This window comes from Gulosibacter sediminis, assembly GCF_030011715.1.
Lineage (GTDB): Bacteria > Actinomycetota > Actinomycetes > Actinomycetales > Microbacteriaceae > Gulosibacter > Gulosibacter sediminis.
The window spans coordinates 1-20,541 of sequence record NZ_JASCYH010000001.1; the positions used below are offsets into that span (position 1 = coordinate 1).

Here is a 20,541-nt window from a genome sequence, read left to right on the forward strand (position 1 = left end):
CCCTGGAGGACCGTCGAGCAGGTCGAGCTCGCGACGCTCGAATGGGTGTGGTGGTGGAACCATCAACGCCTGCACGGCGAACTCGGCATGCGCACCCCGATCGAGATCGAGGACGCGTACTACGCTGACCTCGAATCAGGCCTCCCGGCGACCGCCGGACAGGGAAACCGATAGGAACGAAACCCAGGCCGATTCAGTACCGGGGGAGCGGCGGGCCGCATACAGGGCGTGTGTGAAGTCATCGAGGTATGTCACCTCATCGAGGATGGGAGAAGTGTGCGACGGGTGCCTTGCAGCCACATCATTGGGGCTGGATCGGGGGGCGAGGCTAGGCCGCGGTTCGCGGTGAGACGTGTTGCGCCCACGCGTTGAGCGATACGACAGGTGCGATCGCGGCGTACGACCCGGAGGTCGTAGGTTCAAATCCTGCCCCCGCAACCAATTCCGCAGAAGCGGCACGAACGCCCTGGCTCTCATGAGCCGGGGCGTTCCGCTTTCCTCAGCGATGCGTCGTCTGCCGTGCGGACGCTGGACGCTCATCGTGGCGTCTGGCGGGCTGGTAGCCGTGAGCGGACACGATGCGCTCCCTGACCATCATCTTCAGCGCCTTCGACCAAGCGCCCCGAAAAGCTTGGAGGCGTCGTCCTGGTCGTAGAAAAGCGACCCGAGGGCGGGCCGATTACGCTCATGACGGCCGGAGTCTCGAATCTGCCCACCGACACCGGTCGGGCCGTAGAACTCGCTGTCGAGGTCGTCAAAGGATTCGAGGCGCTCCGTACCAAGGTCGGTTCAGTCGACGCGCTCCTCGATGTTGAGCGGGAAGAATCCGTCGAGTCGAGCGGCGTGCCGTGAACAAGCCGGTCGTGCTGTCAATGCTTCACTACGAGCATCCGCCGCGCTGGGTCACGATCACCGGTCGAGGGTTGGCGTCGGTCACGGGGTTCGAGTCTGAGGTGTACCTGGCCGACAGCGCGAATCGCGAGATCTGGGCCGTCGCCTCCTTCGTCGATCGATTCAGTTCGTGCAGGATTTCCTGCGTCGGGGCCATGTCGGCGAAACGGCGCGATTCGACGACGGCTCTGGCGACTACCAGATCGAGGCCGACTGAGCCGCTGTGGCTACGAAGTGGCGCCGATGCTGCCCGACACGAGCGCGAACACGGCGAGCGCTCCGAGCTGGAGCTCTCGGTGTACGCGCCACTCTTCGACCTTCCGAAACGGGCCGGTGCGGTTCGTCGCGCGGCCCGTAAATCTGGTCGACACGGCCGCGATCGTGAGGCCGATCGCCGTTGAGAAGCGAATTGCGCTCTCCTCCAGCAACCTGCTGCTAACCCGCCAACGAGCAACATCGCCACCGCGCCATAGGCAGACGCCAGCACGCCCCAACCACGCCAGATAATCACGCGGACGATCTCGCTTCAGCGGCGCTCCCCGGAACATCCACCTGCAATCGCACAACGCGCGCTACTCGGGGGCGGGGCACTCCCACTAGAGCCTGGCGAGGCTTGTGATGTCCTCCTCGAACTCGGCCGCGACCTCCGCCGACACGGTCGTGCGCGTTTGGCGGATCGCCGCATCGAAGTCGGCCTGGCTCGGGCCCGCCTTGAGTGCGTCGCCGCCCGCCGCGACCGCTCGTTCAAACGCGTTCTGGGCCGCGCTACGGGACGCGAATTCGATGTCAGCGGGGGAGAAGCCCTCGGTGGCGGAGACGAGCGAGGCGTAGTCCACCGCATCCTTCGACCGCTCGGGCATAAAGCCTCGCCAGATCGCCGCCCGGGCCTCGGCATCGGGCAAACCGATCGGGATCACGTAGTCGAAGCGTCCATGGCGCAGGAATGCCGGGTCGAGAGCGCGGATGAAGTTGGTCGCGCAGATGAGCAGGCGGCCGGGCTTCTCTCGGAAGTTCGGGATGATCTTGAGCAGCTCGTTCGTCACGCCCTGCATCGGCGAGGGCGGCTCGCCACCGCGGCGCACGGCGATCTCTTCCACTTCGTCGATGAAGACGACGGCGTGGTCGAGCTCGTCGATTTTCTCGAAGGTTTCGCGCAGCTCGCCGGCGAGTCCCCTCGGTGACGCGGCCAAGCGCGAGGGAAACACCTCGACAAACGGCCACTCAAGCCGCGAGGCGATGCCCTTCGCAAACGTCGTCTTGCCGGTGCCCGGAGGCCCGAACAGCACGATCGCGCGCGGGGGCACGACCCCGAACTGTTCGGCGAGCTCTGGGTCGGAGAGCGGCAGCACGAGGCGGCGCTCGAGGGTCTGCTTTTCGTGCTGCATGCCGCCGATGTTGTCCCAGCGATTGCGGTCGAGCACGCGCCCGCCGAGATCGCGTAGCACGAGCACCTGCTCCTGCCGGATGGGGATCGCCCGCTCAAAATAGCGCAGGTGCCGCTTGTCGACGAAGCCAGCCCGCGTCAGCGAGCCGGCGTGCTCCTCGCCATCGGGCACGAGGATCGACATCTTCGAACTGCCCTGCGAAGCCAGGCGGCGCTCGAGTGCGCCGAGCAGCGCGCCGCTGATGCCGCGCCGGCGCCAGGTCGGGGCGACCGCGATGAAGACCACCCAGGCCTGGTCGTGGGCGGCTCGCGCGACCGCGGCACCAACGAGTTCGTCACCCGAGGTGGCCACTACCGCGGTGTCTACCCGGGTCGACGCGAGCACCTCGTTCAGTGAGTAGACCGGCTCGACTCCGGATGCGGCATAGCCCTCCCAGAGGCGCAGAAAGCCGTCGAGATCGGTCGGTTGGAGATCGCGGATGCGCCAGTTCGTCATGGTCTGCCTACTTCGGTGGAGGGACGCTCGTTGGCAACAGCGTACTGAACTCAGCCCGCGCTCCGCGCTGGCCAATATTGAATCGGGTTCACGAACTCAGGAAAACATGCAGGCGGACGTGTCAGCATCCCTGTGCCACAAGCGTGGCGCCAAACCGAAGATATGGAGTGATCATGGGCTTTCTCGATGACGCGAAGGAAAACGTCGGCAACTTCGTGAACGACGCGAAGGACAAGGTTGGGGACTTCGTCGAGGACATCAAGGACGGCAAGCTTGGCAACGAGGGCGACAAGAACGACGAGCAGCCCTCGGCCTAACTCGCCGGGCACTCGCCACCATTGGAGGCTCTGCCCAGACTGGCCTGTAAGGGTAGGTGGAGTTCCGCCGCACCAGTGGTGGTAATCACCGAAGGAGGATTGTATGGGATTCGCTGATGACGCCCGCAACAAGGGTGAAGAGCTTGTTGGCAAAGGCAAGGAAGGCGTCGGTGCCGCGACCGACAACAAGGACCTCGAGAACGAGGGCAAAGCCGACCAGGCCTCGGCCAACATCAAGCAGGGCCTCGAGAATGTCAAGGACGGCATCTCGGACGGCATCGACAAGCTTCGCGGCAAGTAAATCGTCCGCAGCAGTGGCGGGGTGATCATTTGATCGCCCCGCCACTGTCGCTGTTCACCCGTAATCTGAATTCGTAGGCACGCGCAAAGGAGCACTCATGCAGCAAGTACAGGGCGTCATCGCCCGGGCGAAGGACGCGCCCGTAGAACTCGTCACCATCAATGTTCCCGACCCTGGCCCTGGCGAGGCGGTTGTGCGGGTGCAAGCCTGCGGCGTGTGCCACACCGATCTCCACTATGTGCGCGGCGGTATTGGCGACGACTACCCGTACCTCCTCGGTCACGAAGCAGCGGGCATCGTCGAGGCGGTTGGCGACGGTGTCACGAACGTGGCGCCCGGCGACTATGTCGTGCTCAATTGGCGCGCAGTGTGCGGCGAGTGCCGCGCTTGTAAACGCGGTCAGCCGTGGTACTGCTTCAACACCGCCAATGCGACGCAGAAGATGACGCTCGAGGACGGTACGGAGGTCTCGCCGGCGCTCGGTATCGGCGCGTTTATTGAGAAGACCCTCGTTGCTGCGGGCCAGTGCACCAAGGTCGACCCGGCGGCACGCCCGGCGGCCGCGGGCCTCCTCGGCTGCGGCATCATGGCGGGCATCGGCGCGGCCATTAACACCGGCGCTGTGCAGCGCGGCGAATCCGTCGCCGTTATCGGCTGCGGCGGCGTTGGCGTCGCGGCGATTGTCGGCGCCAAGCTCGCGGGCGCGACGAAGATCATCGCGGTCGACGTCGATGACCGCAAGCTCGAGAAGGCGAAGGAACTCGGCGCGACTCACACCGTCAACTCGCGCAAGGTGGATGCGGTTGAAGCCATCCGCGCCGCAACCGACACCTTCGGCGCGGATGTGGTGATCGAGGCCGTCGGACGGCCCGAGACGTACGAGCAGGCGTTCTACGCTCGTGACCTCGCCGGCCGCGTCGTGCTCGTGGGCGTGCCGAACCCCGAGATGGAGCTCAAGCTGCCGCTCGCCGAGGTATTCGGCCGCGGTGGCGCGCTGAAGTCGAGCTGGTACGGCGACTGTCTGCCCGAGCGCGACTTCCCGATGCTCACCGACCTCTACCTGCAGGACCGCCTGCCACTCGACGCGTTCGTGTCGGAGGAGATCGGTATCAACGACATCGACGCGGCATTCGAAAAGATGCACCGCGGCGAAGTGCTGCGCAGCGTCGTCATTCTCGAGGAGGCACAGCAGTGACCGCACGCATCGATCACGGAGTCATCACCGGCACCTTCTCGCTCGACGGCGAGACTTTTGACGTCGACAACAACGTCTGGGTGCTCGGCGACGACTCCGAGTGCCTTGTCATTGACGCACCCCACGACGTTGACGAGATTCTCAAGGTCGTCGGCGATCGCAAGGTGCAGGCCATTGTCTGCACGCATGCCCACGACGATCACGTGCGGGTCGCTCCCGAACTCGCGGAGCGTACGGGCGCGCGCATCCTGCTGAACCCCGACGACCTGCAGCTCTGGGGCCTGACGCACCCCGAGCGCCGTCCCGACGGTGAGATCCACGACGGCGACACGCTCGAGATCGCGGGCAGCGTCGTTCGTGTGCTGGCGACCCCCGGCCACGCGCCTGGCGCGGTGTGTCTCGCGGTGCCCGAACTCGGCGTCGTCTTCAGCGGCGACACGCTGTTCCAGGGCGGCCCGGGCGCCACCGGCCGCAGCTTCAGCGACCGCGGCACGCTCGAGCAGTCGATTCGCGAGAAGCTCTTCCCGCTCGGCGACGAGGTCGTCGTCAAGACCGGGCACGGTGACGACACCACCATCGGTGCGGAGCGCGCACGCGACTGGGTCTAGCGAACCGGTGGCGACGGAAACGTCGGCGGGCCTGGCGATCGAATCGATCGCCAGGCCCGCTTGCATTGGTGGCTAGAACGCTTTCTGACGCTGGTCGACGATGAGGTGAATCAGTGCGAAGGTCTCACCGCGCTGCACGGTCTCGAGTGCGCGCTCGACCGCGGCCGGCACATCGGCGTCGGTCTCGACGCGGATGCCCACGCCGCCGAACGACTCGGCGAACTTCGCAAAGTCGGGGTTCTTGAGCTGGGTGCCCGAGACGCGACCCGGGTAGTGGGCCTCCTGGTGCGTGCGGATCGTGCCGTACTCGCCGTTATCCATGACGATGACGAGTGGCGTCGCGCCGTACTGCGCGGCGGTGGCAAGCTCTTGGCCGTTCATGAGGAACTCGCCGTCACCGGCGATCGTCACGACGACGCGACCCGGGAAGTTCAGGGCGGCGCTGACTGCCGAGGGCACCGAGTAGCCCATCGAACCGTTGCGGGCCGAGATCATCGAGGCGTAGCCGCGCGTGGGGAAGTAGCGGTGCGCCCAGTTGGTGTGCTCGCCCGCGCCAAAGGTGACCATGGCATCCTCGGGCAGACGCTCGACGAGGTTGCCCATGAGTGTCTCCATGGTCGCCTTGCCGTCGTTCGGCGTCGAGCTCGGTGCGGCCGACCAGGTCTGTTGCTTCGCGCGCAGGCGCTGCGTCCACTCACGCCACGAGGCCTTTTCGGGCAGGTCCATGCGTACGAGGTCGCGCACGAAGCTGTGCGGCTTGGCGACGATCTGGTGCGAGATCGGTCCGCTGCGACCCCGCAGCGAGGGGTCAATCGTGACGATGAAGTTGCGCTGGTTCCAGTTCTGGCGCGAGGTAAACCCGCTTGTGATGACGTCGCCGGGAACCGTGCCGACGAACACAATGAGGTCGGTCTCGTCGAGCAGGTCAGCCGAGAAGTTCGGCCGACCGTAGCCCAGGGGGCCGACGTAGGAGGGCGAGTCGAAGGGCACCGTGCCCTCGGTACGCCACTCGGCGGCGGCGGGCAGCGAGTGCTCCTCGAGCCACTTCGTGAGGGCCTCGGTCGACTGAACGCTCCAGTCGTTGCCACCCGTGACGAACAGCGGTTTCTCGGACTCGAGCAGCGCCGTGCGTAGCGACTTCCAGTCATCGACGGTCATGCCGCCGAGGGCCACGGGGATGGTCGGGTGAATCGGGGTGTCGATGAGCTCGGTGATGACGTCCTCGGGGAGACCGACGACGACGGGGCCCGGGCGACCCGACGAGGCCGAGAACATCGCCTCGGCGACAACCTCGCTCGCGCGGGCCGGATGGTCGAGCACCATGACGCGCTTCGCGCCCGAGGCGAACCAGCGCTTCGGGTCGAACTCCTGGAAGGCCTCCTTCTCGCGGTGCTCGAAGGGGATGAGGCCGACGAAGAGGACCATGGCCGTCGAGTCCTGCCACGCGGTGTGGAGCCCAACGTGGGCGTTCGCCGCGCCGGGTCCGCGCGTGACCATGGCGACGCCGGGCAAGTCGCCGAGCTTGCCGTCGGCCTCGGCCATGTAGGCCGCGCCGCCCTCGTGACGGCAGACGATCGTGTCGATCGACGAACCGTGCAGGCCGTCGAGCACGTCGAGGTAGCTTTCACCCGGCACCACGTACACGCGCTTCACACCGTGCGCCTCGAGCGACTCGACGATTTGATGACCGGCCGATTTGCGCTCGACGAGCTGGTTCATCTGTGCGGTGACGACGTCAATCGTCGGAATCGCGCCAGTGGCGGGGGTTTCCATGTAGCAAGCTCCTTTGCAGGTGGGATCAACCCAGAGTGGTCCTTCGGAATTCTGACAAAATTCCCGTTCAAGTTTTTTGAACGACGTTCACCAACCCGCCGGGGGAGTGCGCTACCTCGCGGACTCCTCTGGGTTGCCACCCGAGCAGCTCGGCTGCAGCTCCAGGGGGTCTCGATGCAGCTGCTGGTGGGGGTCGAGCTCATTGAGAATTGCGTCCATTGACCGGTGGAGTTCGCCGACCCCATCCGGACCCTGGGGTGCAAACACCACCTGCCGCACGAAATTCACGTGCTCGGGCGCCGACTCGACGAGGCGCGCGGCCCCGGCCTCGGTCAGCTCAATGTCGGTCGCCCGGCCGTCATGCTCGTTCGGCACGCGGCGCAGCAGGCCCTCGTCCTCAAGTCCGGAGATCACGCGCGAGAGACGGGAGAGGGTCGTGTTGGTGAACACCGCGAGCTGCTTCGTCTGGATGCGGTTGTGCGGCGCGTCTGACAGCATCGCCAGGGCGTAATACTCGGTGAGAGTGAGGTGCGCGTGCTTGCGCATGTGCGAGTCGAGGGCGCTCGGCAGCAACTGGAGGACGCCGAGGAGGCGCATCCATGCGGCACGTTCGTCAACGGACAGCCACTTCGGTTCTTCTTGCGCCATGTGCCGATTCTGCCACAAATTTACTTGAAGGATCAAGTAAATTTGTGGTTACTTTGTCTTCTTCGCCCGCAGTTGTTTGCGCTCCAGGCCGCGCTCGAGTTTCGCCTGCCGTCGCTGAAACCTCGGGTTCGCCGCATCGAGCTGGGCGAGCGTGTCGTCGCTGAGGTCGCCAACGTGCCATCGCGGCGCCGGCCCGAATGCGCCGTCGGCGGTGCGGATCACGTCGTTCGCGAGGGCGCGGTTACCGAGCGCGCCGACGGCGGCGCCGATACCAAAAGGCAGCAGTTTGCCGATGAGCCCGCCGAGGTGCGTGTCCGCGAACTTCGTCAGGAACGACGTCGAGAGTCGCTGGCCCAACTCGCCGACGAACACCTGGGGGAGCGCCTCGGTGACGAGTTCACCCCAGGCCGCCGACTTCAGCAGCGTCTGCGGGGCGCGGGTGCGCACAAACTCGGTGACGAGCTTGCGCCCGCGGTCACCGAGCAGGATGCCCATCACGAGCGCCCGGGCGCGCTCGGGGTCGTCGGTCGCGTCGCCATGGAGCTCCGCCACCGTGAGCGCGTAGAGCGCCGTGAGGTCGAGGAACGACACGACTTCGGCGCTAATGAGCGCGATACCGGTCGCGGTACCGATGCCGGGAATCGCGCTCGCCGCGCCGACGCCACCGCCCGTACCCATCGCGGTGCGCCGATACCACTTCTCGACCACGCGCAGGAGGTCATCGGGAGTCGCCTCCGGAGCGGCCCGTCTCAGGCGACGAACAAACGCGAGGGCCGCCGGGCGCTGCACGCGCAGCGCGCGGTCGAGTGCGCGCACGAGCACATCGCCACGCGATGAGGTTCGTTCGGTTGCGGATTGCTCAGTCATGAGGCGTCAGGCTAGCGTGCCAACTTGCTGAGCACCTCGTCGGCGTGCCGCGTATAGACCGAAAAGTGATTCGCCGTGCGGTCGAGATGAAACTCGCAATTGGGGATGCGTCGGGCGAGCTGCATACTGCCGCGCCAAGGGACCGAAAGGTCGCGCTTGCCCTGCCACATCGTGACGGGGATGCTCTGGTCGAGTTCCGCCGGATCAAAGCCCCAGTCGAAGAGCACGAGCGAGAGGTCCAGAGCTACGCCGCGGGGGCCGCGGCGGAAGGCGCCGACGACCGAGTCGAGAAACGCATCGCCGGAGGCATCCGGCAACCCAAACCTGCGGTCGAGTCCGAGGCCCGCGCGCTGTCTTGCCGAGGTGAAGAGGGAGTTGTGGCCAAGGGCGCCGACGCTCGCCGCGGCACCCGCAAAGATCGCAAGGTTCGGACCCATGGGCATCCCGGTGTACTGCGGGGGCCCCGCAGGCGCCAGGAGGCCGACGCCGGATACCTGCTCCGGCATGGCGAGCGCCGTGGCGAGCGCGTAGGCGCCGCCAGCGGAATAGCCAACGACGGCGAAACGCGACCACGACCTCGCGGCGACAAACGATTCGACGTCGTCGATAAAGTTCGCGACGTTACGGTGCGGGCGCCAGGTCGACAGGGCGAATCCGGGTCGTGAGAGGCACACGACCTGAACGCCAAAGTGCGCGGCCGCTCGGTTGTACAGAGCGGCCTCAAAGCGCGAACCGGGCGCACCGTGAAACGAGAGCACGGGAGGTGCCTGCGCATCGCCGAAGCGCACCCACTGCAGCCAGCGGCCGTCAGCCAGGGGGTGAGTGCCGGCGTAGGAGGGCAACATCTATTCGGTGATCTTTCCGTCCTGTGTCGCGTCGTCCATGAGCGGCAGCACCCGGTCGCGGGCGAGGTCGCGAAGCACGATCGAGGTGCTCGTTCGACCGACGGCCTCGAGCGAGCCGATGCGGTCGATGACGCGCTGCAGGTCGGTGTTTGAGTGGGCCACGACCCGAAGCAGCATGTCCCAGGGGCCGGCCATGGTCGAACAATCGATCACCTCGGGGATGCCGAGAAGCCGATCATGTAAGCCTTCATGCCCAACCCGCTGATCAATTTGCAACATCACCATCGCCTGAACGGGATAGCCCATCTGGCTTGGCTGTAGCTTCGGCACGATGTCCACGAGGATGCCGCGTTCACGCAGGCGGTTTAGCCGCGCTTGCACGGTGGGGCGGGCCACGCCCAAGTCCCGTGAGGCCGACAACACACTGGATTCCGGCCGCCGTGTGAACAGCTCCACGATCTGGAAGTCGAGTCGATCCATAAGTGCACCTTTGCATTCGTGAGGACTGTTGACAGAATGTATAACTAGTTGGGCCTTCCCGGCAATCTCCTGCTAGTTTTCAGTGTTAATCCCACTAGGGACAGACACGTATTTGACAAAGGGGTCGTAGAAAATGCGTATCCGTAAATCTCTTGCCGCTCTCGGTATGTTGGCTGTTGGCTCGCTGGCGCTTTCCGCCTGCTCGAACGGTGGTGGCGACGCCGCCTCGACCGATGGCGCCGCCTCGGGCGACTCGTTCAAGGTCGGCGTGATTCAGCTCGTGCAGCACCCGGCGCTCGACGCGGCCACCGCTGGCTTCGAGCAGGCCTTCACCGACGCGGGCATCGACGTCGAATTCGACGTGCAGGTCGCGAACGGCGAGCAGTCGACCGCCGCGACCATCGCCGCAGGCTTTGCCGGCGACCAGGACATTGACCTCGTGCTCGCCGTCGCGACGCCAGCCGCTCAGTCGGCCGCGACCGCCATCACGAACGTGCCGGTGCTGTTCACCGCGGTCACCGACCCGGTCGCCGCCGACCTCGTCGCGAGCGCCGAGGAGCCGGGCGGCAACGTCACCGGCACTACCGACCTCAACCCGGTCGCCGACCAGATCGACCTGATCACCCAGCTCGACCCGTCGGTTGAGTCGGTCGGCATCGTCTACTCCTCGGGTGAGGTCAACTCGCAGGTCCAGGTCGACCTGGCCCAAGAAAGGGCTGACGAACTCGGCCTCGAGCTGAAGACCGCCACCGTGACGAACGTGGGCGAGGTGCCGACCGCGCTCGACTCGCTCGGTGACGTCGATTCGATCTATGTGCCGACCGACAACACCGTCGTCTCGGGCATCGACACCGTGCTGACCTACACCGCCGACAAGCAGGTTCCGGTCGTCTCGGGCGACACGGGCCCCGTCGAGTCGGGCGCCGTTGCGACGCTCGGCCTTGACTACACGAAGCTCGGCGTTCAGACCGGCGAGATGGCGATTCGCATCCTCCAGGACGGCGAAGACCCCGCGACGATGGCCGTCGAAGAACAGACCGAGTTCGACCTCGTCGTGAACCCCGCGGGTGCCGAGGCCGTCGGCCTCGAGATTCCGCAGGAGATGCTCGACGAAGCCGCTACGGTCGTCGAATAATCCAATCCCACGTGCACACGGGTGGCCGCGCCACAATTGCGGCCACCCGTTTGTGCTCAAAACCCACCATTTTTGAGAGGAGACGCACGTGATTGGTGCATTTGAACTCGGCCTGATCTACGCCGTGGTGGCGCTCGGCGTGTATCTCACCTTCCGCATCCTGAACTTCCCCGACCTCACGGTCGACGGTAGCTTCACTACCGGCGCCGCTGTCGCCGCCGTGTGCCTGAGCTACGACATGAACCCCGTCCTGGCGATCCTGCTGTCATTCGCCGCGGGCGCCATTGCGGGCGCGATTACCGGTGTGCTCCACACCTACGGCAAGATCGACGGTCTGCTCGCCGGAATCCTGACGATGATCGCCCTGTGGTCGGTCAACCTGCGCATCATGGGGATATCCAATGGCACGGCCGCCCTTTCAAATGTCGGTATTCGCAGCTCGGAGAGCGCGTTTAGTGGCCTGCGCGAGGCCGGCCTGCTCGGCACCTGGGGTGCCGTCGGCATCCTCTTCGTCGCCGTGTTCGTCCTGAAACTCGTGATCGACTGGTTCTTGTCGACCGACCTCGGCCTTTCGATTCAGGCGACGGGGAACAACGAGCAGATGATTCGCTCGTTCGGCGTGAACACCGACGCGATGAAGATTCTCACGCTCGCGCTCTCGAACGGTCTCGTCGCGGTGGGCGGCGCGCTCGTCGCGCAGTACACCGGCTCGGCGGACATCTCGATGGGTGTGGGTCTGATCCTCATCGGCCTCGCGTCGGTCATTCTCGGCCAGGCGTTCTTCGGCAACCGCTGGGTGTGGCTTGCGAGCTTCGGCGTGATTGTCGGCGCCGTGCTGTACCGCCTCGTCATCTTCGCGGCACTTTCAGCGGGCCTCAGCAACACCGACGTTCGACTCATCACCGCCGTCATCGTCGTCATCGCGCTGCTGATTCCGCGCTTCGGCATTGGCAAACGACTCGGACTCGATCGCCTGATGCGTGGCAAACAGACCGAACCGGCCGCGGCTCCGGCCACAACCGAGGCTGAGCCCGCAGCGGTACCGGCAAAGGAGGCGCAGCAGTAATGCTCGACATCGACAAGATCTCCAAGACGTTCTTCCCGAACACCGTCAACGAAAAGAAGGCGCTCGCCGACCTCGACCTGCACCTCGCCGACGGCGACTTCGTCACCGTCATCGGCTCGAACGGTGCCGGCAAGTCCACACTGCTCAACGCGGTGTCGGGCAAGCTCAACGTCGACCGCGGTGACGTGCGCATCGACGGCACCTCGGTGCGACGGATGCCCGACTACCGTCGCGCGCGCTACATCGGCCGCGTGTTCCAGGACCCGATGGCGGGCACGGCGCCCGACCTCACGATCGAGCAGAACCTTGCCCTCGCCCTGCGTCGCGGCAAGCCACGCGGGCTGGGCATGGGCATCACCTCGAAGCGCAAGCAGCTCTTCCGGGACGAACTCGCGCACCTCGACCTCGGGCTGGAGAACCGGCTTACGACCCTAGTCGGGCTGCTTTCGGGTGGTCAGCGGCAGGCGCTGTCGCTGCTCATGGCCGGGTTCACGAACCCGTCCATCCTCCTGCTCGACGAGCACACCGCCGCGCTCGACCCGGCACGCGCCGCGCACGTGTCGGAGCTGACGCGCCGCATTGTGTCGGAGTCGGGTCTGACGACCCTGATGGTGACGCACAACATGCAGCAGGCGATCGACCTCGGCAACCGCCTCGTCATGATGCACGACGGTCGCATCATCTACGAGGTCGCGGGCGAGGCGAAGTCGAAGACCACCGTGGAGGACCTCCTCGGCCGCTTCGCCGCGATCAAGGGCGCGGTCATCGACGACAAGACGATGCTCGCTACCTAGTCATACCAACAAGACGAAGGGCCGCCCCACCGATTGGTGGGGCGGCCCTTTGTTTTGTGGTTGCGCTAGACGCGCTTTTCCCCCTCGTTGGGCTCGTCGTCACCCTCGTCGATGTCGTCAAATTCTTCGTCGTCGAGGTCGTCTTCGTCGTATTCGTCGTCGACCTCGTAGTCGTCGGCCCACTCGTCGAGCAGTTCGGCGGCCTCGTCGGAGTCGGCGGCCTCTTCGATCTCGACGTCGCCACCGCCCCAACTGCGGACGACGACCTCGATCTCTTCAGAGTCCTCGAGACTGTCGTGCAGGTTTGCCTCGTGCTCGGTCGCGAGCATGGCGGCCTCGTCTTCGTCCTTGGCCTCGACGACGAGACCCGAGACGACCTCGTACCGCAGCATCACGGCATACTTCGGCATGGGGGATTCCTCTCAACGGCGACACCCGGTGCGTCGCGACCACGACTGACGCTAGCGCGCTATTCCGTAGGAAACAAGTGACTCGGCGGCCGCGCAGGGGATTTGGGGAAAAGCCCGTAGGCTGGCCGCATGTCAGAGGCAATTGCATGCGCAGTGAGTCAGTTCGCACCAACCCTCGACGCGTCGAAGAATCTGCGCTTGCTTCGCGACCATCTCGCGATCGCGACCGACCGCGGCGCACGCATGTTCGTCGCACCCGAATACAGTTCGGGCTTCGACCGCGATTACGGCGACTGGATGCACTCGGTCGCGCAACCGCTCGACGGCGACTTCGCGACCGCGCTCGGCCAGCTGGCGGCAGAGTTCGGCGTCACCCTCGTGGCCGGGATGCTCGAGCAGGTCGGCGATGGCGTCGCGAACACGCTCGTCGCGTTCGGTGACACCGGTGAACTGCTCGCGGCGTACCGCAAGGTGCACCTCTATGACGCGTTCGCTGGACGCGAGAGCGAGTGGCTGACCGCCGGCGACCCGAGCGAGCCACCGGCAGTGTTTGAGGCGTACGGCGTCACGATCGGTCTGCAGACCTGCTACGACCTGCGTTTCCCGGAGTCGAGCCGTCGCCTCGTTGATGCGGGCGCTGACGTGCTCGCGGTGCCGGCCGAGTGGGTGCGCGGCCCGCTCAAGGAACACCACTGGCGAACGCTGCTCAGCGCGCGAGCGATCGAGAACGTCGCCTACGTCGTGGCGGCCGACCACCCGGCACCGATCGGTGTTGGTGGCAGCAGCGTCGTTGACCCTCGCGGCGTCACCATCGCGACGCTCGGCACCGACACCGGTGTGGCGATGGCCTGGCTGGATCCGGCAGAGGTCGCCGCAGCCCGAGATCAAAACCCAGCGTTACGTCTTCGTAAGTACACGGTGCGCGCGTCCGACTAAGTTGGCTGTGGGGGGATTGCTAGCTTGGAAGATGTGACGAAAACAGACGAACAGGGAGAGCGCGGGGAAAACCGCGATCTCGGCCTCGGCAAGAAGACGGCTGAGGGCCTGTCGACCATGACGCCGATGGCGCGTCAGACCGAGGCAGCGCCGCGAACGCACGGTGGTGAGGCCCTCTACCTCGCCGAGTTGACGAAGAAGTTTGGTCGACACACCGCGGTCGATCACCTGAGCTTCACCATTCCGCAGGGCTCCTTCTCGGCCATCGTTGGGCCGAACGGTGCCGGCAAGACCACAACGCTCTCGATGATTGCCGGTCTGCTTCCGCCGAGCCATGGCACGGTTGAAGTGTTCGGCATCGACGCGTGGCGTGACCGCGCGAAGGCACAGCAACTCATCGGCATTCTGCCCGACCGCCTGCGCATGTTCGACCAGCTCACCGGCGCACAGTTCTTGTCGTATGTCGGCGCAGTGCGCGGCGTCAAGGGTGAGACGCTGCGCGAGCGCATGGAATACCTCCTCGACGACTTCGGCCTGCGTGACGAGGCGAATCGATTGGTTGTCGACTATTCACTCGGTCTGCGGAAGAAGCTCGCGCTCGCCGCGACGCTTATACACGCGCCGAAGCTGCTGGTGCTCGACGAGCCGTTCGAGGCGATCGACCCGGTGTCGGCCGGCACGTTCATCGACGTGCTCAACAGCTATGTGAACCGCGGCGGCACGGTCGTGCTCTCGAGCCACTCGATGGACCTCGTGCAGCGAGTCTGCGATCACGTCGCCGTCATTGCCAAGGGCGAGCTGCTGGCTGAGGGCACCGTCGACGACGTTCGCGGCAATGTCTCGCTCGAAGAACGATTCCGCGACCTCGTTCGTGGCCCGGGGCAGACGGAGGGGCTGGATTGGCTCGAAATCTCCTTCGGGTGAGCTGGGGGAGCGTCGCTGCGTCCCTGCGGCCCCGCGCGCAAATCGGGGCCTCTACGCTTTGGATGCTCCTGCTCACGATTGTCGGTGCGCTCAGTGCCGGCGCGCTCATTCACAGCGGCACCGCTGGCAGCGATGCCGCGGCGCTGCTGTGGACCCCGCTGCTGGTGCTGCTCGTGCCGATCGCGGCCTTCGGGCTCGGCGTGCTCGGGCATCCGAGCGATGCCCTCGATGCGCGCCGTATCGCCGTGCACGGACGCGGCCCCGCACGTGCGGCGAGTACGACGCTCGCGCTCGGCTTTGTTCAGCTCACCTCAGCCATCGCTCTTGTGCCCTATGGTGCGCTTGGCCTCGCGCTGCAGCAGCGGCTCGACCCCGGCGTCGCCTGGTTGCTCGCCGCCGTCGGCTGGGCCGGCTGCGTGCTCGCGCATCGCCTCGGGGCACGTGCCGGACGCGCGGTTTCAGCGCGCCGCACGACCCGCGAGGTTGGCGCCCTGTTCTGGTACGCCGTGTCGGTGCTCGGCGCGACCGTCGCCTTCGCGCTGCTGTTCCTGCCGTGGCAGGAGGTGGCCGACGAGGCGGCCCAGCTCATCGCCCGAGGCCTCGACTGGGTGCCCGGCGCGAGCCTCGCGCTGGCCGGTTCGGTCGGCGACCTCGGCACGATCGTCGGAGTCAATGTCGCCGTAGTGCTGCTGGCCGCGGTGCTCGAATGGCTGCTTTCGCGCCGCGACGCGCAACGCGCAATGTATGTGCGGGGCAGCGGCGGCCGCGTCAACCTGGGCATCTTCGCTTCAGCACCGGGGTCTGCGACCTGGTCGATCGCGGCCCGCACCTGGCTCGCGTGGTTGCGTGACGGCCGCTACCGGCTGACGCTCATCACCATCGCGATCTTGCCGCCGCTGCTCGTGATCCCGTTGTGGATCGCCGGTGTCGGCGCGGCTGAGCTCGTGCTGCTGCCCGTGCCGATCTTTGCGCTGCTGTTTGGCTGGGCCTTGCACAACGACATCGCTTACGACTCGACCGCCCTGTGGCTCCACGTCACCGGTGGGCTGCCGGGCCGCGCCGACCGCCTCGGCCGCGCAATTCCCACGCTCATTACGGGTGTGGTGCTCATCCTCGCGGGCTCGGCGCTCGTGCTCTGGGTTACCGACGACGCGCTCCGGGCCGTCCTCGTTGCTTCGGTGTCACTGGCGCTGCTCGGCACCGGGGTCGGCGGCTCGTCGATCATGTCGGCGGTGTCGCCGTACCCGGTGGCGCGACCCGGCGAGTCGCCCTGGTCACAGCCGGTCTCAACGTGGGGCGGCTCGTTCGCCGTCCACGGCATCAGCCTGCTCGTCGAACTCGCGATCTGCGCACCCGCGATTTGGCTCAGCGTGCTCGCCCTACTGTCGGATGATTGGTCGGATGCGCTGCTCGCGGTCGGCGTCGCGCTCTGCACGGGTGTGCTCGCGTGCGTGGCTGGCATTCTCATCGGCGGCCAGGTCTTCACCGCTCGACGAACCCACCTACTCAACCGCGCCACTCTCATCGACTGAGACTCGAGGCCCCGAGTAGTCTTGGCGCATGACTGGATTCGCACGTACCGAAGATCCCGGCTCGATTGGGTCGGGCGGCAGCACGGATGTGCTCGACCGCGAACTCGAACAGCTCATCGAAGATGAGCAGTACGACGACGGCGACCACGACAAGTTTGCGCACTACGTGCGCAAAGAGAAGATTGTCGAGTCGGCCGTGACGGGCAAGCCGGTTCGGGCGCTCTGCGGCAAGAAGTGGCTGCCGAATTCAAACCCCGACCGGTTCCCGATCTGTCCTGACTGCAAGCGCATCTATGAGCGGATGCGCGGCGAATAGGCCTAGGCCCGGGTCGTGATCCCGTCCTCGTCGACGTAGAACGTCGTGAGGGCGGGTTCTCCCTTTCCGAGCCGGCGCGCGGTCCGAGGCAGCTCGGCGAGCGCCGCAGCGCAGTGCTCGCGGGCCGCGGCAACGCCGGCGGCACCAAGCCATTGGCGGTCGAGTTCGCCGTTGACGACGTAGTCGACATAGAGCGGGCGGTCGTCATGGTCGCCGATCGGCGCACCACCGAGCGAGATGAGCTCACCTGTCGCGACGCCGTTTTCACGACGGCGCAGCGGGAACTTCACGCCACCCACCGATTTCTTCCCGGGCGAGGCCTTCGCGACCGAAACCCACTCATCGGCCTCGTTCTTGCGGGCCACGAGCTTATAGACCATTCCGGAGGCGACCGAACCGGAGCCCGTGACGACGCTTGTACCCACGCCGTAGGAGTCGACGGGCGCCGCGGCGAGGCCCGCGAGGGTGTACTCGTCGAGGTCGTTTGTCACGGTGATCTTCGTGTTCACGGCGCCGAGATCATCGAGCTGCTCGCGCACCTCCCGCACGAGCACCGGGAGGTCGCCGGAGTCGAGGCGGACTCCGCCGAGGTCGGTGCCTGCGACCTCGACCGCGAGGCGAACGCCCTCGGTGACGTCGTAGGTGTCGACCAGCAGCGTCGTGCCGACGCCGAGCGCATCCACCTGGGCTTGGAAGGCCGCGCGCTCCGACTCGTGCAGGAGCGTCCAGGAGTGCGCCGCGGTGCCCATCGTGGGAACACCCCAGCTGCGGCCCGCCTCGAGGTTCGAGGTGGCCGAGAATCCTGCAATGTACGCGGCACGCGCGGCAGCGACGGCGCTGCGTTCGCCGGTGCGGCGCGAGCCCATCTCAGCGAGCGGCCGACCCTCGGCAGCCGAAACCATGCGGGCGGCGGCCGACGCGACAGCGGAGTCGTAGTTGAAGACGCTGAGCAGGAGGGTCTCGAGGATCACACCCTCGGCAAACGTCGCATGCACCTCGAGCAGCGGTGACTGCGGGAAGTAGACCTCGCCCTCGCGGTAGCCGCGAATCGAGCCCGAGAATCGGTAGTTCGCGAGCCAATCCAGCGTCTGCGCAGAAACGACGTTCGCGTCGCGCAGAAACTCGAGCTCCGCATCCTCGAACCGGAATCGTTCGAGCAACTCGATCGCGCGCCCGAAGCCCGCGACGACGCCGTAGCGCCGGTCGTTCGGCAGGCGTCGCGCGAAGAGCTCGAACATGCACTCACGATCGGCCGTGGCGTCCTGCAGGGCGGCTTCCACCATCGTGAGTTCGTAGTGGTCGGTGAGGAGCGACGTCGCTGAGGGCAGTGCCGGGCGTGCTTCGGGGTTCGACATAGGCACAGAGTAACGAATCGGGGGAGTGCCGCCGCTGTACCTGGTCGCATCCGCAGGCATTGCGATGGCCAGCCGGGTACGATTGCCGGTTGTGAGTAACGCACCGATTGGCATTTTCGACTCCGGAGTCGGGGGTCTCACGGTTGCACGCGAAGTGCGCGCCCAACTGCCGCACGAGTCGATCGTGTACATCGGCGACACCGAGCACACGCCCTACGGTCCGCGGCCGATCGCCGAGATCCGCAAGTTCTCGCTCGAGATCCTCGATCAGTTAGTCGATGAGGGCGTGAAGATGCTCGTGATCGCCTGCAATTCGGCCTCCGCGGCTGTTTTGCGCGATGCCCGCGAGCGCTATTCGGTGCCGGTGATTGAGGTCATCGCGCCGGCTGTGCGCGCGGCGGTGAGCGCCACTCGTTCGGGCCGAGTCGGCGTGATTGGCACGCACGCGACGATCAGTTCGCGCGCCTACAACGACGCGTTTGCTGCCGCCGTCAACGTGCAACTGTTTTCGCAGGCGTGCCCGGCGTTCGTTGAGCATGTCGAGGCTGGCGATACGACGAGCGAAGAGCTCATCGCGATTGCCCGCGAATACCTCGCGCCGCTGCAGCAGCAGCAAATCGACACGCTCGTACTCGGGTGTACCCATTACCCGCTGCTGCAGGGTGTGCTCGGCTATGTCATGGGCGGCGACGTGCGGCTGGTGTCGAGCGATGTCGAGACGGCGAAGGATGTCTATCGCACGCTGCTCACGCGCGGCTTGTTGCACGACGGCACCACCGAACCCACATATGAATACCGGGCAACGGGCGAAAATACCGCTGCCTTTGTCACCCTCGCGAGCCGCATCCTCGGCGGCGAGGTGTCGAGAGTTGAACATCACCCCACCGGCGTAATTGACCTCGCCGGCCACACTCTGAAGGAGAACTCATGACCACTCGTGCTGATGGTCGCGCCGTTGACGAGCTTCGCGAAGTCTCGATCCAGCGGGGCTGGAGTGAGCAAGCCGAGGGGTCGGCCCTGATCTCGTTCGGCCGCACGCGCGTGCTCTGCACGGCGTCGTTCACGCCGGGTGTGCCGCGCTGGCTCACGGGCAAGGGCACCGGCTGGGTAACGGCCGAGTATTCGATGCTGCCCCGCGCCACGAACGAGCGTTCGCAGCGCGAGTCGGTGAAGGGCAAGATCGGCGGCCGCACCCACGAGATCTCGCGTCTGATCGGCCGCTCGCTGCGCGCCGCGATCGACATGGAGGCGCTCGGCGAGAACACGATCGTGCTCGACTGCGATGTGCTGCAGGCCGACGGCGGCACGCGCACCGCGGCCATCACCGGCGCGTTCGTGGCCCTCTCGGATGCCGTGGACTGGGCCCGCACACAGAAGCACATCCCGCGCAAGGCCGAGGTGCTCGCCGCATCCGTCTCGGCAATCTCGGTGGGCATCATCGACGGCACGCCGATGCTCGACTTGCCCTACGAAGAAGATGTTCGCGCCGAGACCGACATGAACGTCGTGATGACCGGCACCGGCAAGTTCATCGAGGTGCAGGGCACGGCCGAGAAGGCGCCGTTCGACGGGACCGAGCTCAATGCGCTGCTTGCCTTGGCGATCAAGGGCAACGCCGACCTTGCCCGCATCCAGTCCGAGGTGCTCGCGCGATGACGCAGCGGGCCGTCCTCGCATCGAAGAACGCCCACAAGCTCGCGGAGCTGCAGCGCATCCTTGGCGCTCAGCTGCCCGAGCTCGAACTGCTGTCGTACGACGGCAAGGCCCCCGTCGAGTCGGGCCTCACGTTCGAAGAGAACGCGCTGATTAAGGCCCGCGCGGCGGCACAGTCAACCGGTCTTCCTGCGATTGCTGACGACTCGGGTATCTGCGTCGAGGTGCTCGGCGGTATGCCCGGGATCTTCTCGGCGCGGTGGTCGGGGCCCGACCGCTCGGATGCCGACAATGTCGACCTGCTGCTCTGGCAGCTGAGCGATGTACCCGATTCGGCCCGCGCGGCGCAGTTCGTGGCGGTCGCCGCGGTTGCGCTGCCCGACGGCACTGAGTTCACGGTGCGCGGAGAGTGGCCGGGCCGGATCGTGCGCGAGGTGCGTGGCGCGGGTGGCTTCGGCTACGACCCGGTGTTTCTGCCCGAGGGCGAGACGGAGTCGGCCGCCGAGATGACGGCGGAGCGTAAGGACAGCATGAGTCACCGCCGACGCGCCTTCGAGGCGATTGCGCCCGAGCTGCAGCGCCTGCTGAGCGCGGCGTAGTCGCCTGCCCTGCGCG

The 20,541-nt window shown here is 66.2% G+C and carries 26 protein-coding genes; 16 read left to right on the forward strand and 10 right to left on the reverse strand.

Going from position 1 to position 20,541, the window contains the following annotated elements:
- A partial coding sequence (locus QM019_RS00005) for an integrase core domain-containing protein (protein ID WP_282851539.1) occupies window positions 1-174 on the forward strand: 174 nt, incomplete at its 5' end.
- Window positions 175-687: 513 nt separating this feature from the next.
- Window positions 688-852 (forward strand): hypothetical protein, encoded by a 165-nt coding sequence (locus QM019_RS00010; RefSeq protein WP_282826984.1) that lies wholly within the window; start codon window positions 688-690, stop codon window positions 850-852.
- A 28-nt stretch (window positions 853-880) separates the two neighbouring features.
- Here QM019_RS00010 and QM019_RS00015 read toward each other — a convergent pair whose 3' ends face one another.
- The 3 genes from QM019_RS00015 to QM019_RS00025 all read right to left on the reverse strand — a co-directional run bounded on the left by QM019_RS00015 (window position 881) and on the right by QM019_RS00025 (window position 2,771).
- Window positions 881-1,048 carry a hypothetical protein gene (locus QM019_RS00015; RefSeq protein WP_282826982.1) on the reverse strand — a complete coding sequence of 56 codons (168 nt, stop codon included), beginning with the start codon at window positions 1,046-1,048 and terminating at the stop codon, window positions 881-883.
- Window positions 1,049-1,118: 70 nt separating this feature from the next.
- Entirely contained in the window at window positions 1,119-1,262 is a 144-nt protein-coding gene (locus tag QM019_RS00020) for a hypothetical protein (protein WP_282851400.1), read from the reverse strand.
- A 225-nt stretch (window positions 1,263-1,487) separates the two neighbouring features.
- Entirely contained in the window at window positions 1,488-2,771 is a 1,284-nt protein-coding gene (locus QM019_RS00025) for an ATP-binding protein (RefSeq protein WP_282826979.1), read from the reverse strand.
- Window positions 2,772-2,944: 173 nt separating this feature from the next.
- Between QM019_RS00025 and QM019_RS00030 the strand changes: the two genes are divergently transcribed.
- From QM019_RS00030 to QM019_RS00045, 4 genes are all read left to right on the forward strand, one after another.
- The gene (locus tag QM019_RS00030; protein ID WP_125106143.1) at window positions 2,945-3,088 is read left to right on the forward strand and encodes an antitoxin; all 144 of its coding nucleotides are present in this window, start codon (window positions 2,945-2,947) and stop codon (window positions 3,086-3,088) included.
- A gap of 103 nt (window positions 3,089-3,191) precedes the next feature.
- A complete protein-coding gene (locus tag QM019_RS00035; RefSeq protein WP_125106142.1) occupies window positions 3,192-3,389 on the forward strand; it encodes a CsbD family protein in 198 nt (65 codons plus the stop codon).
- A 97-nt stretch (window positions 3,390-3,486) separates the two neighbouring features.
- Complete coding sequence (locus QM019_RS00040) at window positions 3,487-4,584, forward strand: S-(hydroxymethyl)mycothiol dehydrogenase (RefSeq protein ID WP_125106141.1); 1,098 nt, start codon at window positions 3,487-3,489, stop codon at window positions 4,582-4,584.
- The gene (locus QM019_RS00045) at window positions 4,581-5,192 is read left to right on the forward strand and encodes an MBL fold metallo-hydrolase (protein ID WP_125106140.1); all 612 of its coding nucleotides are present in this window, start codon (window positions 4,581-4,583) and stop codon (window positions 5,190-5,192) included. Before QM019_RS00040 ends, QM019_RS00045 begins: the two co-directional genes overlap by 4 nt.
- A gap of 72 nt (window positions 5,193-5,264) precedes the next feature.
- Here the strand turns inward: QM019_RS00045 and QM019_RS00050 are convergent, their stop codons facing one another.
- The 5 genes from QM019_RS00050 to QM019_RS00070 all read right to left on the reverse strand — a co-directional run bounded on the left by QM019_RS00050 (window position 5,265) and on the right by QM019_RS00070 (window position 9,805).
- On the reverse strand, window positions 5,265-6,911 hold the full coding sequence (locus QM019_RS00050; RefSeq protein ID WP_125107370.1) for a thiamine pyrophosphate-dependent enzyme: 1,647 nt from the start codon (window positions 6,909-6,911) through the stop codon (window positions 5,265-5,267).
- Between the two features lie 165 nt (window positions 6,912-7,076).
- Window positions 7,077-7,613, reverse strand: a complete 537-nt coding sequence (locus QM019_RS00055) for a MarR family winged helix-turn-helix transcriptional regulator (RefSeq protein WP_125106139.1) — start codon at window positions 7,611-7,613, stop codon at window positions 7,077-7,079.
- Window positions 7,614-7,661: 48 nt separating this feature from the next.
- A complete protein-coding gene (locus tag QM019_RS00060) occupies window positions 7,662-8,480 on the reverse strand; it encodes a hypothetical protein (RefSeq protein ID WP_125106138.1) in 819 nt (272 codons plus the stop codon).
- 11 nt (window positions 8,481-8,491) lie between these two features.
- Entirely contained in the window at window positions 8,492-9,325 is an 834-nt protein-coding gene (locus tag QM019_RS00065; protein ID WP_282851401.1) for an alpha/beta fold hydrolase, read from the reverse strand.
- Window positions 9,326-9,805, reverse strand: a complete 480-nt coding sequence (locus tag QM019_RS00070; RefSeq protein ID WP_282851402.1) for an Lrp/AsnC family transcriptional regulator — start codon at window positions 9,803-9,805, stop codon at window positions 9,326-9,328.
- A 166-nt stretch (window positions 9,806-9,971) separates the two neighbouring features.
- Between QM019_RS00070 and QM019_RS00075 the strand changes: the two genes are divergently transcribed.
- From QM019_RS00075 to QM019_RS00085, 3 genes are all read left to right on the forward strand, one after another.
- Complete coding sequence (locus tag QM019_RS00075) at window positions 9,972-10,940, forward strand: ABC transporter substrate-binding protein (RefSeq protein WP_282851403.1); 969 nt, start codon at window positions 9,972-9,974, stop codon at window positions 10,938-10,940.
- Between the two features lie 88 nt (window positions 10,941-11,028).
- A complete protein-coding gene (locus QM019_RS00080) occupies window positions 11,029-12,006 on the forward strand; it encodes an ABC transporter permease (RefSeq protein ID WP_282851404.1) in 978 nt (325 codons plus the stop codon).
- Entirely contained in the window at window positions 12,006-12,800 is a 795-nt protein-coding gene (locus tag QM019_RS00085; protein ID WP_125106134.1) for an ABC transporter ATP-binding protein, read from the forward strand. Before QM019_RS00080 ends, QM019_RS00085 begins: the two co-directional genes overlap by 1 nt.
- A 65-nt stretch (window positions 12,801-12,865) precedes the next feature.
- Here QM019_RS00085 and QM019_RS00090 read toward each other — a convergent pair whose 3' ends face one another.
- Window positions 12,866-13,210, reverse strand: coding sequence for a hypothetical protein (locus QM019_RS00090; protein WP_282851405.1), 345 nt, complete (start codon window positions 13,208-13,210; stop codon window positions 12,866-12,868).
- Window positions 13,211-13,339: 129 nt separating this feature from the next.
- On the opposite strand from QM019_RS00090, the gene QM019_RS00095 reads away from it, so the two are divergent.
- The 4 genes from QM019_RS00095 (at window position 13,340) to QM019_RS00110 (ending at window position 16,918) form a co-directional block, all read left to right on the forward strand.
- Window positions 13,340-14,146 (forward strand): carbon-nitrogen hydrolase family protein, encoded by an 807-nt coding sequence (locus QM019_RS00095; RefSeq protein ID WP_282851406.1) that lies wholly within the window; start codon window positions 13,340-13,342, stop codon window positions 14,144-14,146.
- Between the two features lie 33 nt (window positions 14,147-14,179).
- A complete protein-coding gene (locus tag QM019_RS00100; protein WP_241209073.1) occupies window positions 14,180-15,070 on the forward strand; it encodes an ABC transporter ATP-binding protein in 891 nt (296 codons plus the stop codon).
- Between the two features lie 62 nt (window positions 15,071-15,132).
- Window positions 15,133-16,602 carry a hypothetical protein gene (locus tag QM019_RS00105; protein ID WP_282851407.1) on the forward strand — a complete coding sequence of 490 codons (1,470 nt, stop codon included), beginning with the start codon at window positions 15,133-15,135 and terminating at the stop codon, window positions 16,600-16,602.
- A gap of 28 nt (window positions 16,603-16,630) precedes the next feature.
- Window positions 16,631-16,918, forward strand: coding sequence for a DUF3039 domain-containing protein (locus QM019_RS00110; RefSeq protein ID WP_125106130.1), 288 nt, complete (start codon window positions 16,631-16,633; stop codon window positions 16,916-16,918).
- A 2-nt stretch (window positions 16,919-16,920) separates the two neighbouring features.
- On the opposite strand, the gene QM019_RS00115 is transcribed toward QM019_RS00110, so the two are convergent.
- Complete coding sequence (locus QM019_RS00115; protein ID WP_282851408.1) at window positions 16,921-18,273, reverse strand: nicotinate phosphoribosyltransferase; 1,353 nt, start codon at window positions 18,271-18,273, stop codon at window positions 16,921-16,923.
- Between the two features lie 91 nt (window positions 18,274-18,364).
- Here QM019_RS00115 and murI point away from each other — a divergent pair, with 91 nt between their 5' ends.
- The 3 genes from murI to rdgB are packed head-to-tail and all read left to right on the forward strand — an operon-like array spanning window position 18,365 to window position 20,525.
- The gene (gene murI, locus QM019_RS00120; protein ID WP_282826957.1) at window positions 18,365-19,204 is read left to right on the forward strand and encodes a glutamate racemase; all 840 of its coding nucleotides are present in this window, start codon (window positions 18,365-18,367) and stop codon (window positions 19,202-19,204) included.
- A complete protein-coding gene (rph, locus tag QM019_RS00125; protein ID WP_125106127.1) occupies window positions 19,201-19,929 on the forward strand; it encodes a ribonuclease PH in 729 nt (242 codons plus the stop codon). Before murI ends, rph begins: the two co-directional genes overlap by 4 nt.
- Window positions 19,926-20,525 carry an RdgB/HAM1 family non-canonical purine NTP pyrophosphatase gene (rdgB, locus tag QM019_RS00130; RefSeq protein WP_282851409.1) on the forward strand — a complete coding sequence of 200 codons (600 nt, stop codon included), beginning with the start codon at window positions 19,926-19,928 and terminating at the stop codon, window positions 20,523-20,525. The genes rph and rdgB overlap by 4 nt, the downstream gene beginning before the upstream one ends.
- Window positions 20,526-20,541: the final 16 nt, after the last annotated feature.